Annotated in this window: 19 protein-coding genes; 14 read left to right on the forward strand and 5 right to left on the reverse strand. The window is 66.3% G+C overall.

Annotation, left to right across the window (positions count from 1 at the left end; all coding sequences use genetic code 11):
• Positions 1-9: 9 nt before the first annotated feature.
• The 5 genes from J1902_RS01425 to J1902_RS01445 are packed head-to-tail and all read left to right on the forward strand — an operon-like array spanning position 10 to position 5,003.
• Complete coding sequence (locus tag J1902_RS01425; protein ID WP_207614400.1) at positions 10-954, forward strand: ABC transporter substrate-binding protein; 945 nt, start codon at positions 10-12, stop codon at positions 952-954.
• A complete protein-coding gene (locus tag J1902_RS01430; protein ID WP_307794341.1) occupies positions 951-1,943 on the forward strand; it encodes an amino acid ABC transporter permease in 993 nt (330 codons plus the stop codon). Before J1902_RS01425 ends, J1902_RS01430 begins: the two co-directional genes overlap by 4 nt.
• Positions 1,940-2,749 carry an amino acid ABC transporter ATP-binding protein gene (locus J1902_RS01435; protein WP_207614401.1) on the forward strand — a complete coding sequence of 270 codons (810 nt, stop codon included), beginning with the start codon at positions 1,940-1,942 and terminating at the stop codon, positions 2,747-2,749. Before J1902_RS01430 ends, J1902_RS01435 begins: the two co-directional genes overlap by 4 nt.
• Before the next feature lie 18 nt (positions 2,750-2,767).
• Positions 2,768-3,880, forward strand: coding sequence for a mandelate racemase/muconate lactonizing enzyme family protein (locus J1902_RS01440; protein WP_207614402.1), 1,113 nt, complete (start codon positions 2,768-2,770; stop codon positions 3,878-3,880).
• Positions 3,881-3,884: 4 nt separating this feature from the next.
• A complete protein-coding gene (locus J1902_RS01445; protein ID WP_207614403.1) occupies positions 3,885-5,003 on the forward strand; it encodes an amidohydrolase in 1,119 nt (372 codons plus the stop codon).
• On the opposite strand, the gene J1902_RS01450 is transcribed toward J1902_RS01445, so the two are convergent.
• The gene (locus J1902_RS01450) at positions 4,993-5,781 is read right to left on the reverse strand and encodes a pullulanase X25 domain-containing protein (protein WP_207614404.1); all 789 of its coding nucleotides are present in this window, start codon (positions 5,779-5,781) and stop codon (positions 4,993-4,995) included. The two genes, J1902_RS01445 and J1902_RS01450, sit on opposite strands and share 11 nt — an antisense overlap.
• 591 nt (positions 5,782-6,372) lie before the next feature.
• Here J1902_RS01450 and J1902_RS01455 point away from each other — a divergent pair.
• On the forward strand, positions 6,373-7,479 hold the full coding sequence (locus J1902_RS01455) for an IS110 family RNA-guided transposase (RefSeq protein WP_207614413.1): 1,107 nt from the start codon (positions 6,373-6,375) through the stop codon (positions 7,477-7,479).
• 66 nt (positions 7,480-7,545) lie between these two features.
• Here J1902_RS01455 and J1902_RS01460 read toward each other — a convergent pair whose 3' ends face one another.
• A complete protein-coding gene (locus J1902_RS01460) occupies positions 7,546-8,145 on the reverse strand; it encodes a DUF6308 family protein (protein WP_207614415.1) in 600 nt (199 codons plus the stop codon).
• Positions 8,146-8,268: 123 nt separating this feature from the next.
• Here J1902_RS01460 and J1902_RS01465 point away from each other — a divergent pair, with 123 nt between their 5' ends.
• Complete coding sequence (locus tag J1902_RS01465; RefSeq protein ID WP_207614416.1) at positions 8,269-8,931, forward strand: DUF6318 family protein; 663 nt, start codon at positions 8,269-8,271, stop codon at positions 8,929-8,931.
• 107 nt (positions 8,932-9,038) lie between these two features.
• Positions 9,039-9,887: a hypothetical protein gene (locus J1902_RS19220; RefSeq protein ID WP_242701426.1), complete on the forward strand. Its 849-nt coding sequence runs from the start codon at positions 9,039-9,041 to the stop codon at positions 9,885-9,887.
• Between the two features lie 61 nt (positions 9,888-9,948).
• Here the strand turns inward: J1902_RS19220 and J1902_RS01475 are convergent, their stop codons facing one another.
• Positions 9,949-10,974 carry an adenosine deaminase gene (locus J1902_RS01475; protein WP_307794342.1) on the reverse strand — a complete coding sequence of 342 codons (1,026 nt, stop codon included), beginning with the start codon at positions 10,972-10,974 and terminating at the stop codon, positions 9,949-9,951.
• A gap of 122 nt (positions 10,975-11,096) precedes the next feature.
• Between J1902_RS01475 and J1902_RS01480 the strand changes: the two genes are divergently transcribed.
• A complete protein-coding gene (locus tag J1902_RS01480) occupies positions 11,097-12,035 on the forward strand; it encodes an MSMEG_6728 family protein (RefSeq protein WP_207614420.1) in 939 nt (312 codons plus the stop codon).
• 99 nt (positions 12,036-12,134) lie between these two features.
• Here the strand turns inward: J1902_RS01480 and J1902_RS01485 are convergent, their stop codons facing one another.
• Positions 12,135-13,466 (reverse strand): purine-cytosine permease family protein, encoded by a 1,332-nt coding sequence (locus J1902_RS01485; RefSeq protein WP_242701427.1) that lies wholly within the window; start codon positions 13,464-13,466, stop codon positions 12,135-12,137.
• Positions 13,467-13,650: 184 nt separating this feature from the next.
• The gene (locus tag J1902_RS01490) at positions 13,651-15,096 is read right to left on the reverse strand and encodes a PucR family transcriptional regulator (protein ID WP_207614422.1); all 1,446 of its coding nucleotides are present in this window, start codon (positions 15,094-15,096) and stop codon (positions 13,651-13,653) included.
• A gap of 116 nt (positions 15,097-15,212) precedes the next feature.
• Here J1902_RS01490 and pxpA point away from each other — a divergent pair, with 116 nt between their 5' ends.
• The 5 genes from pxpA (at position 15,213) to J1902_RS01515 (ending at position 19,545) form a co-directional block, all read left to right on the forward strand.
• Positions 15,213-15,977 (forward strand): 5-oxoprolinase subunit PxpA, encoded by a 765-nt coding sequence (pxpA, locus tag J1902_RS01495; protein ID WP_207614431.1) that lies wholly within the window; start codon positions 15,213-15,215, stop codon positions 15,975-15,977.
• 66 nt (positions 15,978-16,043) lie between these two features.
• Positions 16,044-16,283 carry an acetyl-CoA carboxylase gene (locus tag J1902_RS01500; protein ID WP_207614434.1) on the forward strand — a complete coding sequence of 80 codons (240 nt, stop codon included), beginning with the start codon at positions 16,044-16,046 and terminating at the stop codon, positions 16,281-16,283.
• 10 nt (positions 16,284-16,293) lie between these two features.
• On the forward strand, positions 16,294-17,646 hold the full coding sequence (locus J1902_RS01505) for an acetyl-CoA carboxylase biotin carboxylase subunit (RefSeq protein WP_207614436.1): 1,353 nt from the start codon (positions 16,294-16,296) through the stop codon (positions 17,644-17,646).
• Positions 17,643-18,548 carry a 5-oxoprolinase subunit B family protein gene (locus tag J1902_RS01510; RefSeq protein WP_207614438.1) on the forward strand — a complete coding sequence of 302 codons (906 nt, stop codon included), beginning with the start codon at positions 17,643-17,645 and terminating at the stop codon, positions 18,546-18,548. The genes J1902_RS01505 and J1902_RS01510 overlap by 4 nt, the downstream gene beginning before the upstream one ends.
• Positions 18,538-19,545: a 5-oxoprolinase subunit C family protein gene (locus J1902_RS01515; RefSeq protein WP_207614440.1), complete on the forward strand. Its 1,008-nt coding sequence runs from the start codon at positions 18,538-18,540 to the stop codon at positions 19,543-19,545. Before J1902_RS01510 ends, J1902_RS01515 begins: the two co-directional genes overlap by 11 nt.
• Positions 19,546-19,571: the final 26 nt, after the last annotated feature.

Here is a 19,571-nt window from a genome sequence, read left to right on the forward strand (position 1 = left end):
GGAGTCCCCATGCGCGCCCTTCCCGCAAAGTCCCCTTCCGTGCGCCAGCTGCTGTGCGCCGCCGTCCTTCCCCTCGCGCTCGGGTTGAGCGCCTGCGGTGGCACGGCCACATCCGCCCAGCCGGAGAAGCCGGCGTCCACCACCAGCGCCGACCCCGCCGTTGCCGCCGCAGTCCCGGAGCGTTTCAAGAAGGCCGGCGTCATCAAGGTGGCCTCGGACATCCCCTACCCGCCCTTGGAAATGTTCGACGAGAACCAGAACCTCACAGGGCTCGACGTCGACCTGGCGGCGGCTTTGGGAGCCAAGCTCGGCGTGAAGCTGGAGCTGCAGAAGCAGGCCTTCGACAGCATCATCCCCTCCCTGCAGTCCGGGAAGAACGACATCATCATGTCCGGCATGAACGACACCCCGGAGCGGCAGGAGACCCTGAACTTCGTGGACTACCTGCACGCCGGTTTCTCGATCCTGGTCCGCGAGGGCAACCCGGAGAACATCACCACGGTCCTGGACCTGTGCGGCAAGACGGTCGCCGTCCAGAAGGCCACCGTGCAGGGCGACATCCTGCGCAGCTACGAGCAGCAGTGCAAGGACAAGGGCTCCGCTCCGGTCAACATCACCGAACTGCCCATGGAGACCGACGTGCAGACCGCCGTCCGCTCCGGCAAGGCGAGCGCCGACGTCGTCGACTCCGCTGTGGCGGCCTATGCCGCCAAGACCGCGGGGGACGGCAAGACCTTCGACATCGTCCGCGATCCCGCCAACCCGGCCGGCTACAAGCCCGTGTACACCGGAATCGGCGTGCTGAAGAAGGACTCAGAGCTCAGCCAGGCCCTGCTGCTGGCCATGGAATCGATCATCGCCGACGGCAGCTACGACAAGATCCTGAAGAAGTACGAGCTCTCCGACTACACCGTCAAGAAGACCGGACTGAACCTCGGCAAGGACACCAAGTGAGTAGCCCTCCACCTGCGGTCACGGTGACCGGCGTTGTGGACGCCGACGTGAACACGGACGACGACGTCGCTGCCGTCCCGCTGCGCCACCCCTGGCGCTGGGTGGTGGCCGCCGCTCTCTTCCTCGGCATCGCGGTGCTCGTTGTGTCCCTGTGGACGAATCCGAACATCCACCATGGCACCATCAGCAAGTACCTGTTCAACCCGAAGATCGTCAACGGGGTGGGGTTGAGCCTGCTGATCACCGTGGTGGCGATGGTGGTTTCCACCGTGCTGGGCGTGCTGCTGGCCGTGATGCGGCTGGCGAAGAATCCGGTGATGAACGCCTTCGCATGGCTTTACGTGTGGGTGTTCCGCGGCACCCCGTTGCTGATCCAGATCGTCTTCTGGGGATACTTGGGCCTGCTGTATTCGCAGATTTCGCTCGGCGTGCCGTTCACGGACTTCACCATCTTCTCCGTGGACACCAACACCCTGGTGCCCGCCTTCACCGCCGGCTTGCTGGCGTTGACCCTGAACCAGGCGGCCTACTCCGCGGAGATCATCCGCAGCGGCATGCTCTCGGTGGATCCCGGCCAGCATGAGGCAGCAGCGTCACTGGGGATGTCGCCGTCGTACACGCTCTTCAAGGTGGTGCTGCCGCAGGCGATGAGGGTCATCATCCCGCCAATGGGCAACGAGACCATCTCGATGCTCAAGCAGACCTCACTGCTGTCCGTCATCGCGGTGCTGGAGCTCTACACGGTAGCCACGCAGATCTCCTCGCAGAACCTCCGCCAGGTGGAACTGCTCCTGGTGGTCAGCTGCTGGTACCTCTTCCTCACCTCGGTGCTCTCCGTGCCGCAGTACTACCTGGAGCGCCACTACGGCCGCGGAAACGCCGCGCAGCAAGCACCCACCCCCTTGGTCCGGATCGTCTCCGCCCTCCGCCGGGCAAAACACGCCCCCACCGAACCGACCCCCACCGACACGAGAGGACGGAAATCATGAACGGCGTCCTGGCCACCCCGGAAGCAACGGCACCACCCACCACTCAGGCGCCCTTGCTGCGCGCCAGCAACGTCCGGAAGAACTATGGCAACGTCCAGGTCTTGAAAGGCATCTCGCTCACCGTCAACGCCGGGGAGGTGATGTGCCTGCTGGGACCGTCCGGTTCGGGCAAGTCCACCTTCCTGCGGTGCATCAACCACCTGGAGCGGATCGACGGCGGACGGATCTCGGTCGCGGGCGAGCTGATCGGCTACACCCAGCGGCAAGGCCGCATTTTCGAGATGAACCCGCGGGAGGTGTCCCGCCAGCGCCGGGGCATCGGCATGGTGTTCCAGCGCTTCAACCTCTTCCCGCACATGAACGCCCTGGAAAACATCTGCGCCGCGCCCGTCGGTGTGAAGAGGATCGACAAGCAGCACGCCAGGAAGCGTGCCTTGGAACTCCTCGACCGCGTCGGGCTGGCACATGTGGCCACGTCCTACCCGGCACAGCTTTCCGGCGGCCAACAACAACGCGTGGCCATTGCCCGTGCCCTCGCCATGGACCCCCAGCTCCTGCTCTTCGACGAGCCCACCAGCGCCCTCGATCCGGAACTCGTGGGCGACGTCCTCGAGGTCATGCGCAGCCTGGCCGCGGATGGCATGACCATGGTGGTGGTCACCCACGAGATCGGCTTCGCCCGCAGCGCCGCGGACAAAGTGGTCTTCATGGACGGCGGCGTGGTGATCGAATCCGGCCTGCCCGCCGAGGTGATCGACAATCCGCAGAATCCCCGCACCGTCTCCTTCCTCAACAGCGTCATGTGAATCGGACCAGTGAACCAAATGAAAATTACCCAGGCCACCCTAACCCTGATCGACGTACCCCTGCGCGAACCCTTCGTGGTCGCCTATGACTCCTACGCGTCGATGCCCAGCATCATCCTCGCCCTGCGGACCGACGACGGGCTTGTCGGCTACGGCGAAAGCGTGCCGGACGCTCACGTCACCGGAGAAACCCCCACGGGGGCGCTCGAGGCTCTCAAGACCGAGCTGCTTCCCGCCGTGGTGGGCATGGATCCGCGGGACATCACGGCGATCCACCAGCAGCTGAATCTGAGGATGAAGGGAAACGGCGCCGCCAAGGCCGCCGTCGACATCGCCTGCTGGGACCTGGCCGGCAAAGCGGCCGGACGGCCCGTCTACAGCCTGCTCGGGGGTCGCCGCGCGGAGCAGCCCAGCATCGCCAAGGTCATGAGCATCCTGGCGCCTGACGTCCTTGCCGAACAGGCCCGCCAGGCGCGGGCGGAAGGCTACCGCCACCTGAAGATGAAGCTGGGCAGCGACGACGGACAGGACATTGAGCGGGTCCGCGCGGTCCGCGCGGCGATCGGCAGCGACCTCGCGATCAGGGTCGACGCGAACCAGGGGTGGGGGGACCCTGCCACTGCCCTTCGCATGATCCGGGACCTGGAACCGTTCGACATCGACTGGGTGGAGCAACCAATCCGCGCTGACGATCCGGAGGGCTTCGCCCTGCTCCGGCAAGGGGTGGGCAGCCGGTTGATGGCGGACGAATCCGTGGTCACCCCGGGCGATCTGGCCCGCTTTGTCCAAGCCCGTTCGGTTGACATGGTCAACCTCAAACTGATGAAGAGCGGCGGGATCTACCCGTGCCACCGGCTGGCCACGCAGGCCGAGCTCGGCGGCCTCAAGGTCCAGATCGGCTCCATGCTGGAAACAAGCATCGCCTCGGCGGCGGGCTTCCACCTTGCCCTCAGCCACCCGAACATCGTCTCCACCGAGCTGTCCGGTCCCATGAAGTTCTCGCGTGAGCCCGGGGATCTCCAATATGTGATCCCGCAGGTGCAGATCACCGAACGTCCCGGCCTGGGCGTCGAGGTCGATGAGGCCATCCTCGACGAACTCACGGTCAGCACCTGCGAAGTAAGCCTGTAGGGCCGTGGGCGGAGAGCGCACCCGACGGGACCGCCTGTCGGCAATCTGGGAGTATCTGCACGCGCATCCCGAGCCCAGCATGCAGGAATTCGGGACCGCCGAATACTTGGCGGAGCTCATGCGCGCCGGGGGCCTTGACCCGCGCCCTTTCAAGGATTTTCCCGGTTTCACTGTCGACGTCGGGCCCGGTGCCCCTGTGGTGGGGCTCCGGGCCGACATGGATGCCCTGATCCACGAGCAGGACGGCGGACCGGTGGCAATCCATTCCTGCGGCCACGATGCCCACATGGCCATTGTGGCGACGGTGATGCTTGAGCTGGCCGAACTGGGCGGGCGCCTGGGAGGGGCGGTGCGGGCGATCTTCCAGCCGGCCGAAGAATCCGGCAACGGTGCCGAGCTGGTTGCCGGGCTTGGAGTTGCGGACGAGCTCACGTACCTCTTCGGGGTGCATTTGCGGCCCAAGGCAGAGCTGCCGAGCCCACGCCTGGCACCGTCCATTTCGCACGGCGCCTGCCAGTTCGCCGTCGGAACGATCACCGGCGAGGACCACCACGGTGCCAGGCCGCATCAAGGCGTCAATGCCATTGAGCTCGCCCTGGGGATTGCCCAGGGCCTCGCCCGGATCAAGTGCGACCCGCAGGTGCCGCACTCAGCCAAAATGACCATGCTCCAGGCCGGAGGCGAGACGCACAACGTCATTCCCGGCAGCAGCCGCTTTGCCGTGGACCTGCGCGCCCAAAGCAACGAGGCCATGGCTGTTCTCCGGGAGGGCTTGCTGGCGCTTTGCAGCCAGGCGGCGGCCTCGACAGGCTCGGTCATTGACCTTGAGTTCCATGATGCGGTTCCGGCTGCCGTGATTGGGCCACGGGCCGAAGCCACGCTCGCGGCCGCGGTGGACGCCGAATTGGGACCCGGTCACCTCGTTCCGGGCCTTGTGACCTCCGGTTCGGACGATTTCCATTTCTACACCATCCGGAACCCCGGCCTTCAGGCGTCCATGCTCGCTGTCGGCGCGGACCTGGAACCGGGGCTCCACCACCCGTCCATGACCTTTGAGTTCGATGCCATGGAGCGTGCCGTGGCGGTGGTCCGCGCCGCCTGCCTGCGGGCGGTTACGCGGTGACGATGTCCCGCGTCGCGTGGCTATACGTGAAGGTGACCTTGCCCCCGTCGTGCTGGAGCTCGTGGTTGGCGCCGTCCGGCACGCCGAACGCGCCGTAATTCTCGTCCCACGCGCGGTTGAGCGCGATCTTGTAGGTGTAGATGCCGGCTGGCAGCTCGGCAGTCAGCGTCCACAGCTGAGCCTTGGGGGCGAACGCCATCTGGGCCTCGTCGTACTGCGGCGCCCAATCCTCCGGGGCACCGAGCAGGACGTTGAAGTCGCCGGCGATCGCGACGGCCTCGGGCTGAGGCAAGAGCCCGACGGCGGGAGCCGGGGCTGCCTTGGCGGGCGCCTTCCGGGTGCTCGTCTTCGTCGGCGCAGCCTTGGCAGCGGCGGCCTTCTTCGGCGCGGCGGCGCGCTTGGACTTGGGCGGGGCCGTCGGCACGGGGACGTCGGACGGTACCGGAGTGCCGGCGTCGAGCGCGTCGGCAAAGGCGGCCGCATCAGCGAAGGCGACGGTGGCGCGGAGGCCGTCGTCCGGGATGGTCCAGCCCGAGCGGCCCTTGACCAGCCAGCCAGCCTTGACCAGCTTGGCGGAGGCGGTGGTGAGCGTCTTGTGGCCGCGGGGAATCCCGCCGCTGAGCAGCTCGGCTTCGTGGGTGTTGAGCGGAACCCGGTCGATGGCCTGCGCCAGCACCTCACCCGCATTCAGCGAATCACCGGACCACACCCCCTCGGCCAGGATCTCGAGTACGGCCTTCAGCCGCAGGTTGGTGTTCTCAACGGTGTTCGCGCCCATAGTTCTCCTTCAAAAGGTGATCACTCCCCCAGCAGTCTGCCAACGAATTGTTAATTCACGCGACTGTAATTGGTTAACACCGCGTGTCGTGACCAACTGTGACTATCGAGGCGCAGGAAGTGATGGCGGGGTCTCGCATAGGGGTCAGATCAGGTGCTTTCGCACGTGGTTACCTTCGCCCAAGGTACCATCCAATCCCAAGGTGCCATCCAATGATGTCCAAAGCCCGAAGCGGAGTGATCCTCGGCCCTGGCGCCAAATCGGCGATCTCCTGCCATTTTCCTAGACGATATGAAGTGAGGGCGTTCGGTCTCTCTGCCCGTCCGGTGCGGCCCATTGTCGCCGGGCGGCCGCGCAGCGCCGGCCTGGCATTCGGCGTATCCCTGGTGCCGGGGCGGCGCTGCGGGGCCTGTGGCCCGGCGGAATTGGCCTTTGTCCGGACGGGCAGGGAACGGCCCGGGGTCGGTGACGTGAAGGCCGGGGCCTTCTGTTTCACAGATCCGTGGGTTGCCATTGACGGTGCTCTTGGATTGTCGGTCCGTGGAGCGTTGCAATGGTAGTGCCACATGTGAGTTTTGGGAGGTCCCGGCTATGTTTGAGCATACTTTCATCGGGCTCGATGTTCACGCGGTTTCCGTTGTTGGCTGCGCGCTGAGCCCGGATACCGGCGAGCTGGTCCACGCGAAGATGGACTCCGACCCGGCGGTGGTGCTGGAGTGGATCCGCCGCTGCGAACCGCCGGTGAAGGCGGTGTATGAATCCGGACCGACCGGATACGTCCTGGCCCGGTACCTGCGCGAGGCCGGCATCGACTGCGTGGTCGCGGCGTCCTCGAAGCTGCTCCGCGCCCCGGGAGACAAGGTCAAAACCGACAAACGCGACGCCCGCCTGCTCGCCGAGATGCTCGCCCTGGGCCAGATCACCCAGGTGCGGGTCCCGACGCGGGACCAGGAAGACCTGCGGGACCTGTCCCGGCTGCGGGCCACGGCGGCAAGGAACCTCGCCCATGCCCGCCAGCACGTGAACGCGATCCTGCTCCGGCACGGCATCAGGTATGCGAAGGACAGCAAGTGGACGAAGGAACATGTGCTCTGGCTGCACCGGCAGCACTTTGACTCCCCGGTGCTGCAGTTCACCTACGACGCCGATGTCGAGCAGGCCGAACTCCTCGCAGCGCAGCTCAAGCGCATTGACCAGCGGGTCGCGGCGGCCGCCAGGGACTGCCAGTACGCCGCGGTGATCGACGCGCTGATGTGTTTGCGCGGCATCCAGACCACGACCGGGTTCGGGCTCGCCGTGGAGATCGGGGACTGGACCCGCTTCACCGGATCCTCCATCGGTTCCTATCTGGGGCTGGTCCCCAGCGAGCAATCCTCGGGCCAGTCCCGGCGCCAGGGCCCAATTACGAAGGCCGGCAGCAAATACGCCCGCAAGCTCCTGATCGAGGCAGCCTGGCAGCACCAGCGCCCCTACTCCCGGCCCGGGCTGCGCCTGCTGCGGCAGCTCGAGCTGGTCGCCCCGACCACCCGCATCCGGGCCCTGGAAGGCAACCACCGGCTCCACCACAAATGGGAAGTCTTCGACGCCCGGAAGAAACGGTCCGTCACGGCCAACACCGCGATCGCCAGGGAACTGGCCGGCTGGTGCTGGTCCCTGGCCGCGCCGCTGCAGCAGGGGGAACGCATGAACGCGGCCTGACAAACGTGCCGTCCGGGTGCATGGCGGACGTGACGTGGCAGCACCCGGGGCCAACTCGAGACTCAGCTATGAGCAAACGGCCACACCGATGACGCTCGAACCTAGACAGCTTCTACATATCAGCTGGCTGGTCAGATCGTGCTGGATTGCCGGGAGCAATACTTTGGCATAGTCCTCCCAGCTTCGCTCCGGATCAGCCAGAACGGGCGGAGGGCTGCCGAGTTCCACGTAGCACCGGCGAATGTTCTTGTCATAGAGGGGAATGAGTCCTGGCCGTTTCCGGTGCAACACCTTGGACAACTTGGTCAGGCTCACGTGCTTTGGCCGACGCTTGTCCAGTACGCCAAACAGGCGGGCAACGCGGTCGATCAGTGGCTGATCGGCCGTCTCGAGCCTTTCATCTGACGTCAGTGCCTCCAGCCTTTCGTTGACATCGTCAATGAGCGATTCGAGCCCGTAGTAGCTTTCGATCGGAGCCTGATGGGCATTCAAGAGTGCGACTGCGAGCAAATCCGCGCGGCCTATTTCCCGCCCTGGATGACCTGGATAGCCGTCGTATGCAGGGTAGGCCCAGGTTCCCTCCTTGTTGGCGAGGTATTTCTCGGCGAACTCGAGGGCTTTTCCGTGTTCGATGGTCGCGCCACCGACGCGCAGGAGGTTTGTCATGGTGGCGATGCTAGTCGGCTCCGCAGGTTATCCACATGCACTTGATGTGACAAGACACTTTCCCAGCGGCTCCGATAACGTTGGAAACCGATCTGGCATTCGTCTATCCGGGGAGTAGAACCCATGGCCCAGTCCCTCACTTCGCTGCGCACGGCTTCGCGTCCCTCGCGCTGGCTCAGGCGCGCACTGGCACCAGCAGCATCCCTGGCCCTGCTCGCGCTGGTGTTGGCCGGTTGCACGGGAAGTCCGGCACCGACGACCTCGTCGAGGTCAACCTCCGCCCCAACCGCCACGGCCACACCGAACTACAGGCCCGCCGACGCCCAGGGCAAGGCGGAGAACGTTCCGTTGCCCGTGCTGCCTGACTCGGCCAAAGCACACACCAAAGAGGGCCTGCAGGCGTTCATGAAGCACTGGGTGGCGCTGCTGTCGTATGCGTATGAGACGGGTGACACGAAGCCGCTGTTTGAGGTGACAGGTACTCATTGTCAGACTTGCAACGACATCAAGGTCACCATGGACGACACGTACTCGAACGGTGGCTGGGTGTCAGGCGGAAGCGTCGCCTACGTCTCGGCGGACACAAGTCTTGTCAAGAACCAGTACGGACAGTTCTACGGCCCGTTGTCATTCGAGCAGTCTGGAATGGAATACCGCAAGGCGGATGGGTCGGTGAGTACAGCCATTCCTGGGAAAGGACCGAGATCCCTGCTCTTCCTTGTTGTCGAGTCGGAGGCGGGCTGGACGTTAGCTGACGTTGGCCAGATATCAACGGGCACGCCATGACGGTGCGGCAGACGCGGCTGGGTTTGGCTTTGGTCTTGGCATTGGGCTTAGCTTTCCTGAGCACAACGGCGCCTGCATCGGCAATCGGCGTCCAGCCTGCCTCAAACGTGACGTGCGCTGACGGGCGCGTCATCCAGGTAGCTTTCGGCGATGACGCAGCGCTTGCCAAGGCGCAATGCAGCTCCCAAGGCGTTCCCGAACAAGAGTCCTCGGGCAACCCCGGCATCATCGTCCCCGTAGTCGACGACAAAGACCTGCCCGCGACGTACGAAGAGACCCGCGATGCGTGCGCCAACTCAGCCACGAGCAGTGCAGACCCGATGTGCGGCGTTGTGGACATCTGCCCTCAGGATGAGGCCCTCGTGCAGACCTACCTCGTGTACCGCGACACCGGTCGAGCCGTTCCCATTGATTCCCCGCGGTGCGCACCAAGGCCGCAGGCCGCCAACAACCAGCCCTTCCCCGGCGTCTCATTGGAGGAATTCCAGAAACTGCCCATCGCCGCGGCAAAGCTCGGCATGCAGCCGAGTCCGCACACGCTGAAGGGCGCCGAGACCAACATCTACGCCGAATCCGCGACGCAGGAAATCCCTGCGACCATCCTCGGCACAGCCCTGACGGTCCGGGCGATCCCTGACACCTACACCTTCGACTACGGGGACGGCACAATCTTCGGTCCCACGATGTTTGCCGGCGGATTCATCCCCGAAGTGCGCTGGGGCGAGAAAACCAGGACCAGCCACATCTACGGACAAACGGGCAACTTCTCCGTCTCGGTCACCACGCATTACCGCGGCGAATACCGGATCGGCAACGGCCCGTGGATGCCCATCCCCGGCCAGGCCCAGGTAGCCAGCCCCGCCCAGACCATCCAAGTCTGGCGTTCCCAGACCAAGAACTATGCAGACAACTGCATCGTCAATCCGCGCGGCGAGGGCTGCCCGCAAACACGGTAGAGCGGTGAGGCTGTGCTGCAGTTGGGGGCATGGGCCGTCCCCGGCCTCCGCCAGCCCCCAGCTACTCCCCCGCGCCCCGCACCCACTCCGCCACGGCCTCCAGCAGCTCCCCCTTCCGCGCCTCATCGGCGAACGAGGAGCGGATCGAGTTGGCCGCGAGCGTGGCCCGCTGCGCCACCGAGAAGCCATGGATGGCCACGAGCTGCTCGAAGTTGTCGTCCACGTAGCCGCCGAAGTACGCGGGGTCGTCCGAGTTCACGCTGACATTCAGCCCGGCGGCCAGCATCGCCGGCAGGGGGTGATCGGCAAGGGTGTCCACCGCGCGCAACCGCACATTGGACAGCGGGCACACGGTCAGCGGCACCTGCTCCGCCACCAGCCGCTCCACCACGGCGGGGTCATCCATGCAACGGATACCGTGGTCGATCCGTTCCACCCCCAGCAGGTCCAGCGCCTCGGTGATGTAGGCGGCAGGGCCCTCCTCGCCCGCGTGCGCGATCCGGTGCAGCCCGGCCTCGGCAGCACGGCGATACAGGCGCTCAAACTTCGACGGCGGATTGCCCACCTCGGCCGAATCCAGGCCGATCCCGGCGATCGGCGCCTCCAGTGCGATCAGGTGCTCCAGGACCTCAAGCGCGGACTCCTCGGACAGGTCCCGCAGGAAAGCGGCAATCAGGAGCGTCGAGACGCCGAACTCCTCCGCCGACGTCGCGAGTGCCGAAGCGACGCCGTTCACGCAGGTCTCCAGCGGGACGCCGCGCGAGACATGCGCCTGTGGATCCATCATCACTTCCACGTGGCGCACGCCGCCGGCGGCGGCCCGGGCCAGGTACGCCCGCGTCATGTCCGCGAAGTCCTCCTCGGTCCGCAGCACGGCCATGTTGGCGTAGTACAGGTCCAGGAACGACTGCAGGTCCGTGAACTCGTACTTGGCCCGCAGCTCGTTCAGGTCCGCGTACGGCAGCTCGATCCCGTTCCGCTCGGCAAGAGCGAAAATCAGCTCGGGCTGAAGCGTCCCCTCAATGTGCAGGTGCAGTTCGGCAACCGGGGGTGCCGCCGTCGTCGTCGTTTCGCCAAAAGTTTCCACGCGTCCAGCGTAGGACCAAGCGGGAGACATTTGAGGAGATCCAAGCCGGCTGTGGGGGAAGTCTCCACCCGCAGGCGGTCAACGCAATTGGCACACGGCGCGCGGGGCGTCAGACTGAGAGGATGCAGACTTACCTCCCATACCCCGATTTCCAGCAAAGCGCCGCCGCCCTGGACACCACCAGGCTCGGCAAGCAGCGCGTCGAAGCGCTACAGACTCTTCGTTCGCTGGTGATCCCGGAGTACGGCCGGCAGTCGCACCCCGTCATCCGCATGTGGATGGGCTACGTCCCCGCGCTCACCATGTACGCCCTGGCCATGGCCGACGAGTGGATCGCCCGCGGCAACCCGGACAACACCCGGGACAGCATCAAGGAGTTCGCTCCGCAGGCCGCCCACCCTGACTACGCCAGCAAGATCCCCATGCCGCCGTGGCTGGGAGACCCGGACTTCCACCTGAGCCAGCGCTCCAAGCTGCTCCAGAAGGACCCGCAGTTCTACGGGGAGGCCTTCGCCGGCACCCCCACGGACCTGGAGTTCCTGTGGCCCGAGCCCCGCCACGAATTCCTGCCCGAGGACCCCCAGGATCACTTCGTCTGGGTCCTGCGCGCCCCGCTCGGTGACGTCGATCCCGAGAAGATCGACAAGGTGGGCATGCCCGTGCCCGGCAAGGCCAGGCCCGCCGCCGCTGAGGCCTCCGGCACCGAGGCCTCGGGCACCGAAGCCGACAGCTACGAATTCGTCTACGCCGAGGAAAAGCACCGGCGCCCGGCCGCCAAAGGTGCCCGCAAGGCGCCGAAGAAACTGGTGAAGAAGCCCACCCGCAACCGCCAGCGCCAGGACGAGGCCTTCCGCACGCTGCCCGGCAACACCACGGTCCTCATCCCGATCGACGGCGGCGCCCGGTTCGCGCTGGGCAAGATCCAGGGCCGCCCGATCACGCTCGACGACGGCCGCTTCGGCCGCGACTTCGAGGTCACCAGGATCATGGACCGCTCGGAGTTCGACTACCCGGCGCTGCTCCAGGACCCGCGGGTGTTCTTCCCGATTCCCGCGCCGTAACGGCAGGACTGTAACGGCGGCAGAAACGCACAGCCCACGACGGCGGCACTCCGGTTCCTGGGAAAGGGGACCGGAGTGCCGCCGTCGTTGTCTTGCTGCTTAGACGAGCTGTTCCTCCTTCACGGTGACGTCCTCGGTGATCTCCATGGCCGGCGGCTTCTGCAGCTTGTAGGCCGCGTAGTAGCCGCCGCCGGCGATGGCCACCGTGATGAGCGGGGCGAGCTGGGCCAGGACCGGGGCGCCGGTCTGTTCGGTGAGGTAGATGCCCACGCCCGAGGCCGCCAGCCAGGCCACGGCGCCGGCGTTGAAGTTGGTGAGCCGTTCGCGCCGGATCTCCGGCACCTGGTTCTTGTTCTTGCGGGTCAGCGCGATGTAGACGAGTGCGATGGCCACCCACGCTGTGACGAAGACGCCCTGCCAGGCCAGTGCCTTGAGGAGGTAGGACAGCACATTGGTCAGCATCAGCAAGTAGGCGATGCCACCGGACACGATCACCCACACCCACCGCGGCAGGGCCAGGCGGAAGACACGGGTGGCGAAGGCGTCCAGGTTGGAGGATGCCAGGAAGTAGTTCGCCGTGTTGATGCGGGTCTGCGAGATGAAGATGACCAGCACGCCGAAGATTCCAAGGGATGAGATGAACGCGTCCACCACCCCCGTTTCCGTCCCGGCCAGGCCCCAGGCGCTCATGATGTAGATGCCCACGAGGCCGTTGACGCCGAAGGTGAACGCGTAGAAAACCCAGCCGAAGGTGATGCGGCCGTGGAACTTCTTGTCCTGCTTGCGGCCCATCCGGGCGTAGTCGAAGGTGTACATCATCATGATCCAGACGCCCATGTAGATCAGGTAAGACGTGAGCCAGCCGGGGAGCGGTCCGTCAATGGTGCCCACCGGGAACTCGACCGGGACGCCGCGGATGGCCGTTGCCGCGACCACCACGGCCACCAGTCCGGCCAGGTACAGCGGCAGGAGCCAGCCGTTGAGCCTGTCCAGCCAGTTCTGCACGCCGCCGGCCACGAGCGGGATGGCGTAAACCACCACGATGGCGTACCACATGGTCAGTTCGCCGCCGAAGAACTTCTGGAAGGCGACGGCGATGATGGAGCCTTCGAACACCGCGTAGTAGATGGCGGTGGCGGCGAAGATGAGGGACGCGAGGGCCGAACCGACGATGCCGAACAGCGTACGGGACAGGAGCTCGACGGTGAGCCCGGTCCGCGCCGCGTAGCGGGACAAGATGAGATTGATGATGCCGTAGCTGGCGATGGTCAGAACCATGCCGATGATGGTGTTGACGGTGCCGACGGCGTTGGCCGAGGCCACGGCGACGTAAATCCAGAACATGGCCGAGAACAGGGCCCACCAGGCCATGCTCAGGGACCAGCGCGGAGCACGGCGTGCTTCCGGCATGACGTAATTTGCGTAGGACAAGGTAACCCCTAGGGTCAGGCGAAACGGAGAAGGGGGCCTGGATACCTGCCGCCTTGGCCCGGGGTTGCCGTGGCCTGGCGGGCGACTTGGGCCCGTGAATCGAGACTAGTGACGCGAACCACAGGCCGATATCGGGAGTCTGCCCAAGACTGGGGCTACTTGTTATGCAACTTGCACATGTACCTCAGGCATGGGCGGCGACGATACTCACGGCCAGCAGGCACGTGGCACGGACCTCGCCGTCGGACAGGTCCAGCCCTAGGAGCTCTTCGATTTTCCGCACCCGGTAGCTCAGCGTGTTCCGGTGGATGAACAGCTCATCGCAGATCTCCCGCGAGTTCCCGCTGTGCCGCAGGTACGAGGCGAGCGTCTCGCGCAGGGCACTGCCGCCGTCGGTGGCCAGCGGCGCCAGGAGGCGCTGGGACATGGCCACCAGGCCCGGGCTGGGCAGCCCCTGGACGATGCCGGCGAGATCGGCCAGTGGGGCACGGCGGACGCCGGGCCTGCCGACCTGCCGGCGGGCAAGCTGCAGGGCCAGCGGGAGTTCGTTCAGGGTGCTGGCCTCAGTGACCACCACGGACAGTTCCGGGGCGTCGGCGAAGAACCCCTTGACGGCGTCGAGCAGGCCTGTGGCTCCCCGCTGATGCTGCACCAACAAGGTGGTGAGCCCGGATTCCTCCATGAAGCGGACGGCTCCGAAGCCGGACTCAAGGCCCACCCGGGCACGCCAGGCAATGGCCCGCAGTTTCAGCGGTGGCATGTCCGCGGCGCCGCCGATCAGCACGGAACCCCAGGTGTCCTCGGGGTCGAAGCCGGCTTCCACGGCGAAGCGGCGGAGCTGGGCCGGGGTCACGCCGCGGTCCTCGTACAGGGCCTCCATGAACCGGGCCGCCTCCCGCGAGTGCAGGGGCGAGCGTGAACCGAGGGTGTAGCTGAGCTGCATGGCGATGACGGCGGCCACGGGACCCAGGATGGGCTGCAGCACCACCGGGCTCTTGATGCCTTCGATCATGAGCCTGAAGCGGTGGGAGTCGCCGCTGGGAAGCCGGAGCGTGGTGCGGGCCGTTCCGCCGGCGGCGTCCCCGGCGCCGATGAGTTCGAAGCCGCTGTGGTCCACCACGCTGACGCGGGCGTGGACGGCGGCCGCCACGCGTTCCAAGACGGTGGCCAGGGAGCGTCCGTCCGCTGCAAGCCTGGTGCACTCGTCCGCCAGTTCCCAGCCGGTGCGCAGCTCCTCGTAGCGCTCGGTGGCGATGACGTGCTCCACGTGCCGCATGACCAGGACGAAGGGGACCTCCGGGGGCAGTTCCAGCAGGGGCAGACCGTGCGACTCGCAGGCCTGGACGAGGCCTGCCGGCAGCTCGCGGTGCGCCGCACCGAGCCCGAAGGCCAGGCCCGCGACCGGCACGGCCATCAGCCGTTCCACATAGGCGTCCCAGATCCGGAAGTCCTTGACGTTCAGGCCCATGCCGTTGGTGAGCACCAGCGCATTGACGCTGAGGAACGGCGTGGGGTCCATGTGTTCGGTGGGCGCGCACCACGTGATGGGCCGCTCGAGGCGCCCCTCGCTGCCCGGAACACGCAGAGTGATCTTCAGGTCGGCGTCGTCGACCAGGTCTGAAATACGCAAGAGTGCCTCCAGTAGCCGCGGAAGCCCGCAGGTAGTGCAGACATCATAATCCCGATCCGCAGATTCAGCACTGTGCACAATATCGCCGCGGGCCGCGCTTGGATAGCGTTGCCCCCATGCAAACGAATGTGACCCCCGGCACTTCCGGCTTAGGACTCCCGACGTCCGTGCTGTTGAACTCGGACATGGGTGAAGGCCTGGGCCTTCACGAATTCGGCAACGACGAAGAGCTCATGCGCATCATCGACGTCGCCAACGTTGCCTGCGGCTACCACGCCGGCGACCCCGATGTCATGAACCGGACCGTGGCCCTGGCCGCGGAGAACGGGGTGGCCGTCGGCGCCCACCCCGGGCTGCCGGATCCCGTTGGCTTCGGCCGCCGCCGGATGGCCCTGCGTCCGGAGGAAGTCGAATCGATCATCCTCTACCAGACCGGCGCGCTGACAGCGTTCCTCGGCAAGCACGGCCTGGCACTGAACCACATCAAGCCCCACGGCGCGCTCTACGGCATGCTGGCCGGCGATGAGGAACTCATGCAGGCCGCCGCCGGGACCGCCAAGCAGTTCGGCGTCCCGTTCTTCGGCCTGGCCGGGACGGCCCACGAAACCGTCTGCCGGGCCATGGGCGTCGAGTTCATCCCGGAGCTCTACGTGGATCTCAACTACGGCCCCGCCGGCGAGCTGCTGATCCAGCGCCGGCCCGCACCCACGGACCCCGAAGCTGCCGCCGACCGCGTCAGCAGGGCCCTCTCCGGAAAGCCGGTCCTCGCCGTCGACGGCACGGAACTGGACATCACATTCCGCAGCATCTGCGTCCACTCGGACGCACCCAACTCGGTGGCCGTTGCCTCGGCAGTGCGCGCCGTCCTCAACTCACGCTGAGCCGCTCCGGCTTCAGCTTCCCCCCGCACAAACCACCCCACCAAGCCACCTGAAAGCGAGAATCTCATGGGAACCATCGTCTCCCCGCTCCCCGGAATCTTCTACCGCAAGCCGGGCCCGGGCAAGCCGCCGTTCGTCAATGAAGGCGACACGATCGAGGTCGGCCAGACCCTCGGCGTCGTGGAAATCATGAAGCAGTTCACCGAAATCCAGTCCGATGTGGCCGGGATCCTCGAATCCTTCGAGGTCGCCGAAGGCGACATGGTCAACCCGGGCGACACAATCGTCGTCGTACGCGAAAGCTAAGGCCACCCCCATGAAAAAGCTCCTCATTGCCAACCGCGGCGAGATCGCCGTCCGCATCGCCCGCACCGCCCGCCAGATGGGCATCGAAACGGTCCTGGTGGTCAGCGAACCCGACGCCGCGTCCCTGGCCGCCCGGACGGCAGACCATTTCGTGGTGGTGGGCCCCGCGCCCGCCCCCGCCAGCTACCTCAACCAGGACGCCATCATCGCCGCCGCCCTGGAAAGCGGCTGCGACGCCGTCCACCCCGGCTACGGATTCCTCTCCGAGAACGCCGCCTTCGCCCGCAAAGTCGCGGACGCCGGGCTGATCTGGGTGGGCCCGGACGCGGACGCCATCGAAATGATGGGCAACAAGTCCATGGCCCGGGAATCCGCCCGGAAGGCCGGCGTGCCGGTGCTGCGCGGATCCGACGGTCCGCTGGACCCGGAGGCCGACGCCGTCGCGATCGCCCGTGACATCGGCTACCCCCTGGTGGTCAAGGCCTCCGCCGGCGGCGGCGGCCGCGGCATCCGCTTCGTGCACAGCGAAGACGAGCTGCTGGACACCATCGAGATGGCCCGCGGCGAAGCGGCCTCCGTGTTCGGTGACCCCACCGTGTACCTGGAACGGTTCGTGCAGCTCGCCCGCCACGTGGAGGTGCAGGTCCTCGGCGACGGCACCCAATTCATCCATCTCGGCGACCGCGACTGCTCCATGCAGCGCCGCTCGCAGAAAGTCATCGAGGAAGCCCCCGCCCCGGACCTGCCCGACGCCGTCCGGCAGACCATCCGGGAATCCTCCGTGGAGCTCGCCCGGCTGTGCGGTTACAGCGGAGCGGGAACGGTCGAGTTCCTGTACGACCCCATCAACCAGGAAGCCGCATTCATCGAAATGAACACGCGCATCCAGGTGGAGCACCCCATCACCGAGCAGATCACCGGCGTCGACCTGGTCCGGGAGCAGCTCCTCATCGCGGGCACCGGCTCCATGTCCCTGACGCAGGACGACGTCCGCTTCACCGGGCACGCCATCGAATGCCGCATCAACGCCGAGGATCCGGACAACAACTTCTTCCCGAGCCCCGGGCTGGTGAAGGCCATGGAATGGCCCTCCGCTGCAGGCATCCGCGTGGACAGCGGCGTGGAGGCAGGCTCCGTGGTCAGCCCGTACTACGACTCGATGCTCGCCAAGCTGATCGTCCACGCCGCCGACCGGGACTCCGCCATCGCCGCAACGCTGGCGGCCCTGGAAGAAACCCGGATCGAAGGCGTCAAGACCACCATCCCCGTCCACACGATGCTGCTGTCCCGCCCCGAATTCGCGGCAGTCAGCCACCACTCCAAGTTCATCGAAACCGCAGCTGATCTCATGGAGGCGAAATGACCAGCCCAAGCCCGGCCCTGCAGGAAGCCCGCTACACCTGGGGCGGCGACGAATTCCTGTTCGTGGAAGTCGCCGAGGGCATGAGCCTCGCCGCCAACTTCAAGGTCATGTCCCTGGCGAAGAACCTCGCCGACGCCGGCCTCGACGGCATCGTGGACATCTGCCCCGCCAACGCCTCGCTGCTGGTGCGCTTCGACCCCGACGTGCTGCCGCCGTCGAGCCTTGAATCCACCGTCCGCGACATCGAACGCGAGCTGATCCACGACGGCGAGCTCTCGCTCGGGACCCGGATCATCGAAGTCCCGGTCTGGTACGACGATCCGTTCACCGCCGAGGTGGCCCAGCGCTTCCGCGAAGGCTTCCACCAGGAGCCCGAAGGCACGGACCTTGACTACGCCGCCAAGGTCAACAACCTCAAGGACACAGCAGAATTCATCCAGCGCCACCACGAACAGCCCTGGCTGGTGTCCATGGTGGGCTTCGTGGCCGGCCTGCCGTTCCTGTTCCAGCTGGTGGACCAGGACAAGCAGCTCCAGGTCCCCAAGTACCTGAGCCCGCGCACCGATACGCCCAAACTCACGGTGGGTCACGGCGGATGCTTCGCCGCGATCTACTCCGTGCGCGGTGCCGGCGGCTACCAGATGTTCGGCGTGGCAGCCGCTCCGATCTACGACCCCGCGCAGTCCCTGGCCGACTTCAAGGACTTCATGGTGTTCTTCCGCCCCGGCGACATCGTCAAGTTCAAGCCCGTGTCCGAGGCCGAGTACAACGCCATCCAGGCACAGGTGGAGGACGGCAGCTACCGCTACCGGCAGGTCCCGGTGACGTTCGAGCTGTCCAAAGCCCTGGCAGACCCGGAAGGCTACAACCAGCAACTCATGGAGGCCCTCAATGTCATTTGAGATCAAGAACCCGGGCCTGGCCACCACGGTCCAGGACCAGGGACGCACCGGCCACTACAACGTGGGCATCCCGCAGAGCGGCTCCATGGACCAGTACTCCGCCGAGCTCGGCAACGCTCTGGTGGGCAACGGTCCCGGCGACGCGGTTCTCGAGTGCACCTATCTTGGCCCGGTCCTCGTCACCGACGCCGACGCGGCCGTCGCGGTTACCGGGGCACCCGTGGAGGTCAAGGTCAACGGGGAAACGCGGCCGCAGTGGACCCGGCTGCAGCTGAAGGCTGGCGACGAACTCAGCTTCGGCACCATCCAGGGCGGCACCCGCTACTACATCGCCGTCCAGGGCGGCATCGACGTCCCCGAGGTTTTGGGCAGCCGCTCGACTTACCTGCTGGGTGCCATCGGCGGCTTCCAGGGCCGCAAGCTCGCGGCCGGGGACGTGGTCCCGGTGGGCGGTGCGGGTGCCGGGGGCGCCGCCGTCGGGCAGGGAAGCGGACTGCCCGAAGTCGATACGGTCCCGGAGGAATTCCGCCCGGTGTTCGCGAAGGAACAGTCCGTCCGGATCGTCTTGGGCCTGTACGACCACCGCCTCACCGACGCCGGGCGGGAAAGCCTCCTGACCGGCGAGTGGAAAGTGACTCCGGTGGCCGACCGGATGGGCCTGCGCTACTCCGGCCCGGGCGTGGAATGGAAGGAACGGGAACAGCCGTTCGGCGCCGGTTCGGACCCCTCCAATATCGTGGATGCCGGCTACGCGGTGGGCTCCATCCAGATCCCCGGCGGCACGCAGCCCATCATCCTGCACCGCGATGCCGTGTCCGGCGGCGGCTACGCCATGGTGGGCACCGTCATCAGCGCCGACATGGACCTGGTGGCCCGGGCAGCTCCCGGAACCACGACGCACTTCGTGGCCGTCAGCCAAGACGAGGCCCTGGTGGCCCGCAAGGAACTGGCCGAACTCAAGACCAAGGCGTGGGAGGCCTTGGGCGCGAGGCGGTGACTCGCTGAGTCGGTGAGGCCAGGCAA

Source organism: Arthrobacter cavernae, assembly GCF_017368795.1.
Lineage (GTDB): Bacteria > Actinomycetota > Actinomycetes > Actinomycetales > Micrococcaceae > Arthrobacter > Arthrobacter cavernae.